This window comes from Massilia sp. Masssp93 (assembly GCF_059491295.1).
In genome coordinates this window covers 114,464-128,196 of sequence record NZ_CP168502.1, presented here as the reverse complement: position 1 = coordinate 128,196, position 13,733 = coordinate 114,464, and the positions used below count along the sequence as shown (strand labels likewise).

General features: G+C 68.4%; 13 protein-coding genes. 10 read left to right on the top strand and 3 right to left on the bottom strand.

Annotation, left to right across the window (positions count from 1 at the left end; all coding sequences use genetic code 11):
• The first annotated feature begins 12 nt into the window (after positions 1-12).
• Genes ACEN9Q_RS00560 through ACEN9Q_RS00540 form a run of 5 tightly spaced genes read left to right on the top strand, consistent with a single transcriptional unit; the run spans position 13 to position 3,819 of the window.
• Complete coding sequence (locus ACEN9Q_RS00560) at positions 13-690, top strand: thiol:disulfide interchange protein DsbA/DsbL (protein ID WP_495627013.1); 678 nt, start codon at positions 13-15, stop codon at positions 688-690.
• Positions 687-1,481, top strand: coding sequence for an SDR family oxidoreductase (locus ACEN9Q_RS00555; RefSeq protein WP_495627012.1), 795 nt, complete (start codon positions 687-689; stop codon positions 1,479-1,481). Before ACEN9Q_RS00560 ends, ACEN9Q_RS00555 begins: the two co-directional genes overlap by 4 nt.
• A gap of 14 nt (positions 1,482-1,495) precedes the next feature.
• Positions 1,496-2,242 (top strand): biotin--[acetyl-CoA-carboxylase] ligase, encoded by a 747-nt coding sequence (locus ACEN9Q_RS00550; RefSeq protein WP_495627011.1) that lies wholly within the window; start codon positions 1,496-1,498, stop codon positions 2,240-2,242.
• Positions 2,243-2,258: 16 nt separating this feature from the next.
• Entirely contained in the window at positions 2,259-3,029 is a 771-nt protein-coding gene (locus tag ACEN9Q_RS00545; RefSeq protein WP_056448084.1) for a type III pantothenate kinase, read from the top strand.
• 10 nt (positions 3,030-3,039) lie between these two features.
• On the top strand, positions 3,040-3,819 hold the full coding sequence (locus tag ACEN9Q_RS00540) for an SPOR domain-containing protein (protein WP_495627010.1): 780 nt from the start codon (positions 3,040-3,042) through the stop codon (positions 3,817-3,819).
• 132 nt (positions 3,820-3,951) lie between these two features.
• On the opposite strand, the gene gcvA is transcribed toward ACEN9Q_RS00540, so the two are convergent.
• On the bottom strand, positions 3,952-4,890 hold the full coding sequence (gene gcvA / locus ACEN9Q_RS00535) for a transcriptional regulator GcvA (RefSeq protein ID WP_495627009.1): 939 nt from the start codon (positions 4,888-4,890) through the stop codon (positions 3,952-3,954).
• A gap of 137 nt (positions 4,891-5,027) precedes the next feature.
• Here gcvA and ACEN9Q_RS00530 point away from each other — a divergent pair, with 137 nt between their 5' ends.
• From ACEN9Q_RS00530 to ACEN9Q_RS00510, 5 genes are read left to right on the top strand one after another with little or no spacing between them, the layout of a single operon-like run.
• Positions 5,028-5,801: an SDR family NAD(P)-dependent oxidoreductase gene (locus ACEN9Q_RS00530; protein WP_495627008.1), complete on the top strand. Its 774-nt coding sequence runs from the start codon at positions 5,028-5,030 to the stop codon at positions 5,799-5,801.
• A gap of 26 nt (positions 5,802-5,827) precedes the next feature.
• Entirely contained in the window at positions 5,828-6,172 is a 345-nt protein-coding gene (locus ACEN9Q_RS00525; RefSeq protein WP_495627007.1) for a carboxymuconolactone decarboxylase family protein, read from the top strand.
• 5 nt (positions 6,173-6,177) lie between these two features.
• Positions 6,178-6,861 (top strand): cupin domain-containing protein, encoded by a 684-nt coding sequence (locus ACEN9Q_RS00520; RefSeq protein ID WP_495627006.1) that lies wholly within the window; start codon positions 6,178-6,180, stop codon positions 6,859-6,861.
• Complete coding sequence (locus tag ACEN9Q_RS00515) at positions 6,849-7,973, top strand: flavin monoamine oxidase family protein (protein WP_495627005.1); 1,125 nt, start codon at positions 6,849-6,851, stop codon at positions 7,971-7,973. The genes ACEN9Q_RS00520 and ACEN9Q_RS00515 overlap by 13 nt, the downstream gene beginning before the upstream one ends.
• A 5-nt stretch (positions 7,974-7,978) precedes the next feature.
• Positions 7,979-9,010, top strand: a complete 1,032-nt coding sequence (locus ACEN9Q_RS00510; protein WP_495627004.1) for an alcohol dehydrogenase — start codon at positions 7,979-7,981, stop codon at positions 9,008-9,010.
• 12 nt (positions 9,011-9,022) lie between these two features.
• Here the strand turns inward: ACEN9Q_RS00510 and lpxD are convergent, their stop codons facing one another.
• Entirely contained in the window at positions 9,023-10,081 is a 1,059-nt protein-coding gene (lpxD, locus tag ACEN9Q_RS00505) for a UDP-3-O-(3-hydroxymyristoyl)glucosamine N-acyltransferase (RefSeq protein WP_495627003.1), read from the bottom strand.
• 187 nt (positions 10,082-10,268) lie between these two features.
• Entirely contained in the window at positions 10,269-13,364 is a 3,096-nt protein-coding gene (locus tag ACEN9Q_RS00500; RefSeq protein ID WP_495627002.1) for a TonB-dependent receptor, read from the bottom strand.
• Positions 13,365-13,733 lie beyond the last annotated feature (369 nt).

Here is a 13,733-nt window from a genome sequence, read left to right as displayed (position 1 = left end):
CGGGAGACCCGCATGCGCCTGCCGCGCCGCCTGTTCTGCACCGCCCTCCTCGGCCTCGCGGCCGGCTTGCATGCCGCGTCGGCGCTGGCCGCCGACCCGCAAGCGGGCGCGCAATACCTCGTGCTCCCCTCGCCGCAGCCGACCGACACCGGTAAAAAAATCGAAGTCATCGAGTTCTTCGCCTACTACTGCCCGCACTGCTACGCCTTCGAACCGGCGCTGGAATCATGGGTCAAGAAAGAGGGCGACGACATCGTGTTCAAGCGCGTGCACGTGCCGCGCGACGCCAGCGTGCTGCCGCAGCAGCGCCTGTTCTACACGCTGGACGCGATGGGCCTCCTGAACCAGTACCACCGGAAGGTGTTCGACGCCATGCACCAGCAGCACCTGCGCCTGTCCAGCGACGAGCAGGTGTTCGACTGGGCGGCGCAAAACGGCATCGACCGCGCGAAGTTCATCGACACCTACCGGTCCTTCGGCATCCAGGCGAAGCTGCGCCGCGCGGCCGCGATGATGGATGCGTACGGCGTCGACCGCTGGCCGCTCGTCGTCATCGACGGCCGCTTCGTCACGTCGCCCTCGCACGCGGGCGCGGGCGCGCCCGAGGGCACCACGGAAGCCCAGCAACAGCAGACGGCCTTGCAGGTGATGGACTTCCTCGTCACGAAAGCGAAAGCGGACAAGCGATGACCGCGGCGCGGGGCCGCCGGCTGCGCGTGTTCGTCACCGGCGCATCCAGCGGCATCGGCGCGGCCCTGGCACGCGAGTACGCGGCGCGCGGCGCGGTCCTCGGCCTGCTCGGCCGCCGCGGCGATGCCCTGCGCGAGCTCGCCGCCACGCTGCCCGCACCCGGCGACCACCACATCTACGCCGTCGACGTGACGGACCACGCGGCCCTGGCGGGCGCCGCATCCGATTTCATCGCGCGCGAAGGCGGCGCCGACATCGTGATCGCCGGCGCCGGCGTCTCGGCCGGCACGCTGACCGAGCGGCCGGGCGATCTGTCCCAGTTCGCCGAGATCTTCGCCATCAACGTCACGGCCACCGTCGCCACCTTCGCACCGTTCATCGCCACGATGAAGCAAGGCACGGGTACGCGCCGCCTCGTTGCGATCGGCAGCGTGGCGGGCATCCGCGGCATGAAAGGCGCGGGCGCCTATTGCGCGTCGAAGTCGGCCGTGCACACGTATGCGGAATCGCTCCGCCTCGAACTCCAACCCCACGGTATCCGGGTCGTGACCATCGCGCCCGGTTACGTCGATACGCCGATGACCCGCCTGAACCGCTTTCCCATGCCCTTCCTGATGCCCGCCGACCGCTTCGCGGCCGCGGCCGCGCGCGCCATCGACGCGGGCCGAAGCTACCGCGTGATCCCCTGGCCGATGGGAATCGTGGCGAAACTCCTGCGCCTGCTGCCCAACGTCCTGTTCGACGCCCTGTTCGTGCATGCGCCGCAGAAGGCGGGCAAGGTGGCGCCATGAACGCCGAGCGCATCATGCAACTGTCACGCGCCGGCGTCGCCGTCGAGGTGGTCGCGCAAACCGGATCGACGAACGCCGACCTGCTGGCGCGCGCGCCGCAGCTGGCGGCGCCGGTGCTGCTGGTCGCGGAACATCAAACGGCCGGGCGCGGCCGCGCGGGCCGCAGCTGGCTGTCCGAGCCGGGGAACTCGCTGACGTTCTCGCTGGCCTGGCGCTTCGCCGACGGCCTGCGCGGCCTGGCCGGCCTGCCGCTCGCGATCGGGGTCGCGCTGGCGGAAACGCTGGGCCGCCTCGGCCAGCCGGCGCAGCTGAAATGGCCGAACGACGTGCTCAAGGATGGCGACAAGCTGGCCGGCATCCTCGTCGAGACCCAGGCGCTGCCGGACGGCGCGGCCTGGGCCATCGTCGGCATCGGCTTGAACCTCGTGATGCCGGACGCACTCGAAGAAAAGATCGGACGCAGCGCCGCCGCGATGCCGTGGCTCGCGCGCATGGACCGCGACGCACTGCTGGCCGCACTGCTCGACGGCCTGGCCGACGCGCTGTCCCTGTTCGCGCGCCAGGGCTTTGCCGCGTTCGCCGCGCGCTGGAATGTGCTGCACGCCTGGCAGGGGCGGCCGGTCGTCCTGCTCGACCGGGGCGCGATCCAGCACGAGGGCCTTGCCGCCGGCGTGGACGACACGGGCCGCCTGCTGCTCGACACGGCGGGCGGGCGCATCGCGATCGTCGCGGGCGACGTGTCGCTGCGCACCAGGGATTGATCTTCGGGAGACCACCATGCTGCTGCTCGTCGACGCGGGAAACACGAGAATCAAATGGGCCATCGCGGCGCTCGATGCGCTGCCTGGCGACTGGACCGCGCACGGCGCCGTGCCGCACGCGGAACTCGACCGCCTGCAGGCCGCCTGGGCCGGCCACGGGCTCACGCGCGCCGTCGTCTCGAACGTGGCGGGCCACGCGATGCAGGCGCAGCTGACGGCGCTCCTCGCCCCGCTGCTGCCGGCCGCGCCGGACTGGTTCACGTCGCGCGCCGAATTGAACGGCCTGCGCAACCGCTACCGCAATCCGGCGCAACTGGGCAGCGACCGCTTCGCCGCCGCGCTCGGCGCGCGTTGCCTCGCCCCCGGCCAGGCCCTCGTCGTGGCCACGTGCGGCACCGCGACGACGGTCGACGCCGTGACTGCCGCCGGCGACTTCGTCGGCGGGATGATCCTGCCGGGCCTGGGCCTGATGCTGGGCGCGCTGGCGCGCGGCACGGCCCAGTTGCCGCAGGTGGCGCCCGGTGCCGGCGCGTATGCCGCGCCCCCGACGTTCGCCGACCACACGAGCGACGCCATCCTGTCCGGCTGCCTGGCCGCGCAGGCGGGCGCGATCGAACGCGCCTGCGCCGCCCTGCCGGCCGATCTGTGCATCGTCTCCGGCGGCGCGGCGGCCAGCGTGGCCCCGCTGCTGTCCGTTCCCCACTGGATGCTGGATAATATCGTGCTGGTGGGCCTGCATGCGGCCGCACCGCTGCTCGCTTCCGACCCCGACCCCGCATCTGCTTGAGGACACGCTCGTGCTACGACTCGCCTTCTGGTCCCTGCTGTTCCTGAACGCCGCCCTGTTCGCGTATGCCCAGGGCCTGTTCGGCACCGGCAAGAGCAATGAACACGAACCGGCGCGCCTCAAGCGCCAGTTCAACACGGCCAAGATGACGCTGCTGACGCGCGAACAGGCCGAAGCCGCCGCGAAGGCCGCCGCGCCGCCGCCGGGTGGCGACGAGGCCGATGGCGCGGCAGTGGCAAGCGCGGCGACGAGCGCGCCTGCAGCCGCCGCAACCGCCGCGAAAGCGCCAGCCACCACGCCCGCTGCTGCGGCCACCCCCGCGCCCGCCTTCGCCTGCACGGAAATCGGCCCGCTCGACGCGGGCGACGCGCGCCGTTTCGACGCGCGCCTGGCCGCGCTCGACCTCGGCGACCGCCAGTCGCGCCAGGCCGTCCAGGCCCAGGACGTGACCAGCTGGCTCGTGCACATCCCGTCCCAGGGCAGCAAGGAAGCGGCCGACAAGAAGGCCGCGGAGCTGCGCAACCTGGGCGTGACCAATTTCTACATCATGCAGACCGATTCCCCGCTCAAGTACGCGATCTCGCTCGGCGTGTTCAAGACCGAAAGCAGCGCCCAGGCCATGCTCGCCCAACTGGGCAAACAGGGCGTGCACACGGCGCGCATCGCCCCGCGCGGACCGCAGACCACGCACTACGTCTATCGCGTGCGCAGCCTCGACGCCGCGACCCGCAAGCGCATCGAAGGCTACGCGGAACGCTACGACGGCGCCGACGTCAAGAGTTGCAACTGAGCCGGCGTCGCGCCAGCAAGCGTTGATCGTTCGCCTCGGACCTGGGCGCCTTTCCCGAAAAGCAGATCGATACCCTGATCCCGCTGGTCAAGGACATCATGGCGCGCCACCACATCGCCTTCGGCGCGGACGTCAGGCGTTGCGATCGAGCGCGTCCTGATCGCGCGCCGCCTCCCGGTGCAGCCAGTCGCGAAATGCGACGAGCCGCGGCAGCGCCGCGCAATCGGGCCGGAACACCACGTAGTAGGCCAGCGGTGAGGCGAACGTAATCTCGGGGAACAGGCGGATCAGCCGTCCGGACAGGAGATCGTCACGCGCCATCACGCTGCGCGCGAGCGCGATGCCATGCCCCTCGAGCGCCGCTTGCAGGACGGCGGCGGAGTTGTTGATTTTCATGCCGCGCGCCGTGGCCACGCCCGTTACCCCGGCCGTGCGCAACCACGCATCCCAGGTCGGAAATTCGGCATGTCCATCCATCGATAAATCGTGGATGAGCGTCTCGTGCATCAGGTCCGCCGGCTGCGGCGCACGTCGCTTCCGGCGCAGCAGTGCCGGCGCGCAGACCGGATAGATTTCCTCGTCCATCAGCTTGTCCGCGTGCACGCCCGCCCACCTGCCCAGGCCATAACGGACACCGATGTCGATGCGCTGCGCGACGAAATCGACGGGCTTGAGACTGGTCTCCAGCCGCACGTCCGTGTCGGGCCACGCGGCCTGGAACCGGTCGATGCGCGGCAGCAGCCATTTGGCCGCGAATGCGGGGCTGACCGTCACGGTGAGCACGCCGTGGGTCGATCCTTCCTTGAGCCGTTCCAGCCCGAGGGCAAGCCGGTCGAACCCGGCCCGGATGTCCGGCAGCGCCCGTTCGGCCGCCTCGGTCGTCACGAGGCGGGCACGTCCGCTGGCCGTGCGATGAAACAGGGGCATGCCGAGCCAGTTCTCCAGCATGCGGACGAGTTGCCCGACGGCGGCCGGCGTGACGTTGAGTTCGGCCGCCGCGGCCGAAAAGCTCTGGTGACGCGCGCTCGCTTCGAAGGCACGCAAGGCGTTGAGATGGACGGGCGCTTTCACGGCACTAAACTTTTTCTATCAGTGCCGCACAGTTTATCTCATTTGTCGATGAGTTCTTTCAGACGCACACTCCTTTCCGTCGCAAAGTAAATCTTCTCCGAGCAGCGAGCTCGGCAAACACTGGAAAGGTAAATACCATGAGCACTCAATTCAAAGGCAGGAAACTGCTGGTCGTCGGCGGCACCAGCGGGATGGGGTTCGCGGCGGCCCGGACGGTCGTCGCGGAGGGCGGCAGCGTCGTCATCGTCGGCAATCGGCCGGACAAGACCGAGGACGCGCGCCGGGAACTCGCCGCGCTGGGCCAGGTGACGGCACTCACTGCCGACCTGGCGCGCGAAGACGGTCTCGCGCAACTGCTCGCAACGATCGATGCGCACCACGCGGACATCGACCTGCTGGTCAATGCCGCCGGCGTGTTTTTCCCGAAACCGTTCCTGGCGCACGAGGAGGCGGATTACGACCAGTACATGAAGCTGAACAAGGCCCTCTTCTTCATCACGCAGAAGGTCGCGGCCAACCTGGTCGCCGGCGAGCGGCCGGGCGCGATCGTCAACATCGGCTCGATGTGGGCCAAACAGGCGATCGCGGCGACGCCGTCGTCCGCCTATTCCATGGCCAAGGCCGGCCTGCATGCGCTGACCCAGCACCTGGCGATGGAACTCGCGCCGAGCCGCATCCGCGTCAACGCCGTGTCGCCGGCGGTCGTGCAGACCCCGATCTATGAAGGCTTCATCCCGAAAGCCGACGTGCACGGCACGCTCCAGGGATTCAACGGCTTCCACCCGATCGGCCGCGTCGGTACGCCGCAGGACGTTGCCGAGGTCATCGCCTTCCTGCTGTCGGACAAGGCGGACTGGGTGACGGGCGCGATCTGGGACGTCGACGGCGGCGTCATGGCCGGCCGCAATTAAATCGCTATCACACCGGAGTCCGAATCATGATGCACGACTGGAATACCTACCGAAACGCCCTGCTGGAACGCGTGGGCGACTATGCCAGACAAAGCCCGGACGTCGTACGCGGCCTGATGGCCATCGACGGCGCCGCCGCCAGGACCGGCCACCTGGCGCCCAGGATACATGAACTGATCGCCCTGGCTGTCGCCGTCACGACGCGCTGCGACGGCTGCATTGCCGTGCACACCCAGAAGGCCGTCGAACACGGCGCCACCCTGGAAGAAATTTCGGAAGCGCTGGGCGTCGCGATCGCGCTGAATGCGGGCGCCGCCCTGACCTACTCGGCGCGCGTGCTCGAAGCGCACGCCCAGGTGCCCGGCAAGTGACGCGCATGCGCGTCAATGCAGACTTCTCGCGCCCCGCGGCGGTCGCGCCCGGCGAGTATCGCTGGGTCCGTTCCCCGCAAGGCGGCGTCGAACGCGTGATGCTGGACCGCCTGGGCGGCGAAGCAGCCCGGGCCACCAGCATCGTGCGTTATGCGCCGGGCGCCTGTTTTCCTCGCCACCGGCACCCCGGCGGCGAGGAGATCCTGGTGTTGTCCGGCGCATTCTGCGAGGACGGCGAGCGTTATCCGGCCGGCTGGTATCTGCGCAATCCGCCCGGTTCCGCGCACCGGCCTTCCAGTCCCGAGGGCGCCGTCATCTTCGTCAAGCTCTGCCAGAAGGAGCCCGCGGAGACCGCACCGGTCCGCATCGACGTCAACGACCCGTCGTCATGGCGGCACGGCGCGGGCGGCGATACATGCCCGTTGTTCTCCAGCGCGACCGAAGTGGTGTGCGTGCACCGGCTGGCGGCCGGACAACGCCTGCCGGCGCGCTTCGACGACGGTGCCGAAGTCTTCGTGATCGCCGGCGCGGCGCGCGTGGCGTCCGCGGCGTACGAATGCGGCAGCTGGCTCCGGCTGCCACCCGGCGACCGTCCGGCCATCGCGGCCGGCCCGGACGGCGCAACGCTGTATGTCAAGACCGGCCATCTGCGCGGCATGGCGGAAAAGGAACACGTATGCGAACGGTAAAGGTGGCGATCGTCGGCGGCGGCCTGAGCGGCTTGTACGCGGCCGCCCTGCTCGCGCAACACGGCATGACCGATTACGTGGTCATCGACGCGCGCGACGTCGTCGGTGGCCGCATCGTGTCGACGCCTGGCGCTGCCGGCCCGGTCGACCGTTTCGACCTGGGCCCCGCCTGGTTCTGGCCGGGCTGCCAGAGCCAGCTGGATCGCCTGGTGAGCGACCTCGGCCTCGTGCGCTTCCGGCAACACGAGGCCGGCGACATGCTGGTCGAACGCACGCACAACGAAGCGCCCCTGCGCACGCGCGGCCATGCCAGTTCGCCGGCGTCGATGCGCCTGGCCGGCGGGATGGGCGCGCTCGTCGACGCGCTGCGGCGACGCGTGGACGAGACGCGCATCGTCACCGGTCAGGCGGTGCGGCGCATGCGTCGTGCCGGGCCCGGCGTGGAGATCGACAGCGAAGACGCGACGGGTCATGCGACGACCTGGCGCGCCGGCCATGTGCTGCTGGCGGTGCCGCCGCGCCTGGCGGAAAGCGGCATCGATTTTGCGCCGGCCCTGCCGTCATCGCTCGCCCGGCAGTGGCGTGCGACGGACACCTGGATGGCGCCGCACGCGAAATACGTCGCCGTGTACGCGGCGCCGTTCTGGCGCGACCAGGGGTTGTCCGGCGCGGCCCGCAGCATGGCCGGTCCGCTGGGCGACATCCACGACGCGTCCATGCCTGGCGGCAGCGCCGCGCTGTTCGGCTTTTTCAGTGTGCCGGCCGCCGTGCGCAAGCGTGTGCCGGACGACGTCTTGCGGGCGCACTGCCGCGCGCAGCTCGGCCGCCTGTTCGGACCGCAAGCGGCCGCGCCCACGGCCGAGTTCCTGAAGGACTGGGCATCCGATCCGTACACGGCGACCGCCATGGATGCGCATGCCACCGGCGGGCACGCGGGGGCGCCTGACGCCACGGCCCCGGCCGGCCCCTGGGAAGGACGCCTGACCGGGATCGCCAGCGAGTGGTCGTCCCGGTTTCCGGGGTATCTGGCCGGTGCCGTCGATGCCGCGAGCGTGGGCGTGCGCGCATTGCTCGATCCTTTGACCAACGACACCCTTCATTATTTGGAATAACGATCATGAACTCCACCTATCGCGCCATGCAAGTCACCCGCCCAGGCATCCTGGAACTCGTGGAGCGGCCGATACCGTCACCCGGCGTCGGCGAAGTCCTCATCCGGATCGAAGCCTGCGGCATGTGCGGTGCGGACGTCGCCGACATCGAAGGCGCCGATCCGGCCCTGCAGCCGCCCCGCGTACCGGGCCACGAAGTCGTCGGGCGTATCGCCGCCCTGGGTGCGCACGCGCCATCGATCTGGAAAAGGGGCCAGCGTGTCGGCGTCGGCCGGCTTGGCGGTCACTGCAACGAGTGCGCCCCGTGCCGCCAGGGCCGGTTCACGCTGTGCCAGAACCAGCCTTTCGTCGGCGCGACGCGTGACGGCGGCTACGCGGAAATGATGGTGGCGCGGGCAACCGCGCTGATCGCCATTCCGGACGAGCTCGACGCCGAAGACACGGCGCCCATCCTGTGCGCAGGCATCGCCACATTCAACGCGTTGAAGAAGAGCGGCGCGCAAGCCGGCGACACCGTCGCCATCCTCGGCATCGGCGGCCTCGGGCATATGGCGGTGCAGTACGCGCGCCATATGGGTTTCCGGGTGATCGCGGTCGGGCGCGGCAGCGACATCGCCGCCGATGCGCTGGCCCTGGGCGCCCACCGCTACATCGACACCGATGTGGAGGACGCCGCCGCGCGGCTGCGGGAGATGGGCGGTGCGCAGGCGATCGTCGCCGCCATCGGCGATCCTTCCGCTGTTGCCGCGCTGGCCGGCGGCCTGGCGCCGCGTGGACGGCTGGTGTTGCTCGGTGCCGGCAAGGATCCGTTGCCGGTCTCATCCGGCCAGCTGGTGGTCGGTGAGCGTGAGATCGTCGGATCGTTGACGGGCACGCCCTACGAAAACGAAAAGACCCTCGCGTTCAGCGTGCTGGCCGGCATTCGTCCGATGATCGAGGTGATGCCGTTCGAGCGGGCCAACGAAGCCTACCAAAAGATGCGGTCCGGCGCCGCCAGGTTCCGCATGGTCCTGACCATGGCGGGCGCGGGCCGGTGACCGTGCGGGCGCCTACCCCGATCGCCCCACCGGCTCCCCGCCCAGCACTTTCATGGCCCGCTCGAGCGCCCTGACCTTGTCGCGCATGGCCGACAGGTTGCGCACGAGCGCCGCGCTGCGTTCCCATTCCGCGTTCGGCGCGATCGGATAAAAGCCCGTGTAGCGGCCCGGTGCCGCGATCGAGTTCGGCACCAGCGTGCCGGCCGTGACGTGGACGTTGTCGGCGATGTCGATGTGGCCGTTGATCATCGCGGCGCCGCCGAACGTGCAGTGGCTGCCGATGTTGGCGCTGCCCGCCACGCCGACGCAGCCCGCCATTGCCGTGTGCGCGCCGATGCGGCAGTTGTGGCCGATCTGGATCAGGTTGTCGAGCTTCACGCCGTCTTCGATCACGGTGTCGTCCAGCGCGCCGCGGTCGATCGCCGTGTTCGAGCCGATGTCGACGTCGTCGCCGATCACCACGCGCCCCGTCTGCGGAATCTTGATGTAGATGCCGCCGTCCACGGCGAAGCCGAAGCCGTCGCCGCCGATCACGGCGCCCGAGTGGACGATGCCGCGCGCGCCGATGACGCAGCGCGCGTGGAAGGTCACGTTGGCGAAGAAGTGCGTACTTTCGCCCACCGACGCGTCGTGCCCGATGTAGCAGCCGGCGTCGATCACGGCGCCTGGCCCGATGACGGCGCCCGCCTCCACCGTGACGTGCGCGCCGACGTACGCGGCCGGGTCCACGCGCGCGCTCGCGTGCACGACGGCCGACGGGTGGATGCCCGGCGCGGGCGCGGCGGACCCGCACAGGTATTGCGCGGTGCGCGCGAAATAGGCGTACGGGTTGTTCGTGACGATGCGTGCGCCGTCGTACGCGGCGGCGACGTCCGGCTCGTCGAGCGGCGATAGAATCAGCGCCGCCGCCCGGCTGTGCGCGGCCGCGGCCCGCAAGCGGCTGTTGCTGAGAAAGCTGATGTCGGTGGCGCCCGCGCGGTCCAGCGGGGCGATGCGCGTGACTTCGATCTGCGGATCGCCTTCCAGCCGGCCGCCGAAGCGTTCGACCAGCTCCATGAGTCGTGTGCCCATGCCCTCGCCTCCTGTCGCATCGTTACGTGTGATTGCGGTTCGACCGATGCGCCGGCCCGGCGGTTCCGGATCGCAGGGAGAACAAGGAAGCGGTGTGAGCTACCGCAAAAGAAAAAGCCCCGCTTGCAACCGGCGCACAGCATGCCGGTCGAAAGCGGGGACAGGGGACGTAATGGGTACTGCGTGATCAGAACTTGCCGCGGAGGCCCAGCTGGAACGTGCGGCCCGGATCATACGAGCTGAACGCCGCGTTCGGGAACTGGAAGTAGCCTTCGCGCTTGGCCTTGTTCAGGTTGACGATGTCGAACGTGATCGTCGGCCAGTTGTCGCGGCCCAGCACTTCTTCCAGGTCCACGCTGGACGAGAAGTCGGCCTGCTTGTACGAGCGGCCGTACAGTGCCGCCAGCGTCACGCCGCTCTGGTTCGCGTTGGCGGACTGGCTGCCCTGCTGGTACTGGTGCGAGATGCGCGCCATGTAGCCGTGGTTCTCGTAGTAGAAGCCGAAGTTGTTGCTCTTCTTCGGTACGTTCAGGGCGACGAAGCCGTTGGTGCCCTCGCCGCTCGCGCTCTGGTTGATCAGCGTGGCCGTCTCGCTGAAGCCGAAGCCCCTGATCGGCAGCAGCTTGTCGAGCGGCTGGACCCAGCCGATTTCCAGGCCGCGCACGGTCAGGATGCCGCCGGCGTTACGCTCCTGGCTCATCACCACGGTCGCCACGTCCGGACCGCCGCGCGAGTTGATCGCCACCTGCTGGGTCGGGATCAGGTTGTTGTAGGTGATGCCGTAGGCGGCCAGGGCGGAGAACGGCATCGTCAGGTTGTCGATGACGGTGAAGCCCTTCACCTTTTTCTGGAACACGGTCAGGCTCACGTAGCCTTCACGTCCGGTGTACCAGTCGATGCCCAGGTCGATGTTGTTCGACAGGTAGGGTTTCAGTTCCGGGCTGCCGATCGTGCCGACGTCGGCCGACGTGCCGCTGAAGTTGATGCCCGGACGCAGCGAGTTCGGGTTCGCGCGGGTCATGCTTTTCGACAGCGCGACGCGGGCCACAACGTCCTTGCGCAGCGTGATGGCGGCGGTGGCCGACGGCAGCGTGTTGTTGTACGTCGTGTCCTGGTAGACCCACTCGGTCTGGTTCGGATACTTCGAGCCGTTCTGCGTCAGGGTGGCGTTGCGCGGGTCGCTGAACGAGTTCAGGGAGCCGACGTCCTGCTTCGTGCGGACATAGCGTACGCCGGCGTTGTAGCGCACCGGGAAGCTGCCCAGCGTGGTCTCGCCATTGATCTCGGTGTAGAAGCCGGTGGTTTTCTCGCGCACATAGCCCGAGCTGGCGCCCGTCGACGAGCTCGTGGAATCCGGCGCGCTCGAATTGTAGGCGTCGTAGTTCGAATCCTTGCGGAAGCGATCCCAGTCGACGACCACGCGGCCGTTCGGGCCGGGCACCAAGTAGGTCGACAGCTTGTTCAGCGGGATCAGCGAACCCTGGTACACCAGCGGTGCCGTCTGGCCGGCCGTGTAGCCGGTGCCGTAGCCCGGGTACAGCGCGGCGGCGCTGGCGCCCGGCGTGCTGGCGCCGTCGCAGGCCGGGGCGCCGTTCGGGCCCTGCAGGAACACGCTCGGGTTGTTGCCGCAGACGGCAGCCTGCCACGCGGCCGAGTTGTCCTGGCCGCGGATGCGGCGGTCGATGTCGTCGTAGGCGAGACCGGCCTTGAGGCTCAGCTTCGAATCGCCCCAGGTCAGGTCGGTGTGGAAGCCCTTCGTGCTCGTCTCGCGCAGCTCGTTCTGGATGTTGACGCGGCCGCCGGCCCAGACGAAGTTCGCCGGGTCGTTGACGTCCTGGTTGAACGTGATGCTCGGCACGCCGCCGCCGTTGTTGTTGAAGGTGGCGACGAGGCCGCTGCCGGCGGCCGTGATCGGCATGACGGTCGGCGCTTCGTGCGAGAACGTCGACTTGGTGGCGTTGGCCTGCGCATCCAGTTTCAGGGTCGGGGTGATCTTCCACTCCATGCCCGGGTTGATGCCTTTCAGGTCGGTACGGTCGCGGCGCGGGCCGAACTCGATGAAGTAGCTCGCGTTGGAATACGTGCCCGACGTGACCGTGCAGCCGATGGTGCAGTTGGTGTTATCGACCTGCATGTTCAGCGGGATCGACGCGCCGTTGCGGACCGCCCACGTGTAGGCGATGCGCTGCATGTCGTCGTCCTTCTTGCTGTACAGCGTGTCGACGTAGAAGTGCAGGTTTGCCAGCGGACGCCATTCGGCGCTGAGGATGGCCGAGCCCTTGTCGCGCGTGCCGAAGTAATCCATGAAGCGGCCCAGGCGCGGCAAGAGGGCGTTGTCGATCTGGTCGATCGTCAGGCCCGGGTTGTGCGACAGCAGGAATGCCTGGTCGATCGGGGTGCCCGCCACGAGGCCCGCGCCGGCGCCGGCCGGCACGGTGGCCGGAATGGTCCAGTTGCCGCCGCCCGTGCTGTTGCGGGTCGGCGAGGCGCTCTGCGCGGCCGTCAGGTTCGGGTTGGTCAGGCCGACGGTCTCGTAGCCGGTCGTGCGCGATTTCTGGCGGTTGACGGTGAAGCCGGCCAGGATACCGAACGTGTCGCCCCAGGTCTTGCTGGCCACGAGGGAGCCGCGGCCGCCGACGCCGTCGGCGATCTGCTGCTTCTGCGCCGTGACGCCGTACGAGACGTGCGTACCGGGATTGTCGAACGGACGCGCGCTGCGCATGTTCACGACGCCGGCGGCGCCGCCTTCGATCAGGTCGGCCGTCGGGCTCTTGCTGACGGTCAGTTTGGTGAACAGGTCGGTCGGCAGCAGATCGAGGTCGACCTCGCGGTTCGTGTTGGCGCCGTCGATCGGGCCGGACGACGCCACCGCGATCTGCGCATTGTTCAGCAGGATCTTGGTGAAGCTCGAGCCGAGGCCGCGGATCTGGATGTTCGTGCCCTCGCCCGTCACGTCGCGCGCGATCTGCACGCCCGGCACGCGGCTCAGCGATTCGGCAATGTTCTTGTCGGGGAACTTGCCGATGTCTTCGGCGCTGATGGTGTCCTGGAAGCCGATGGCTTCCTTCTTGTCCTTGGCCGACGAAAGCAGACTGGCGCGGTAGCCGGTCACCTTGACGACGTTGACATCGGCCTGGACGGCCGGCGCGACTTGCGCGGGTGCGTCCGGGGCCGGTGCGGCGGCTTCCTGCGCATAGGCTTGCTGGATGAGGCCGGCGAGTACGCCCAGGCCAAGCACGACTTGCCGGCGCTGGCGGCGCCGCTGTACGGACTTCTCGATCATTGCTGTCTCCTGTGTTGTTCTGTGCCAGGACGTGCCGGTAGGCCGTCCTTATCGTTGGCAAACCCAGTGTAGGAGCACAATGTTAGTAGTGTCAATTGCGCAAACAAAAATGTTATGCGCAAACATCATGGCAAACTTTGCGTTTATATGGCATTTAACGCAGGACCGTCTTTTAATATTCGGACGTTTACTGATTTTCTCGGGCAAAAAATGGTAGCGTATAGCAAATAAAAAATCGTTGCAGATGTCTGACATCCGACGAAAAACATGGAGGGAACCGGTGTTTTGAGACATTTATTGCCAAAAATACAGGGATCGACAACACCGATTGGCGGCATTGTCGAGGAAATGCCCTGTTTCTGGTCAGAC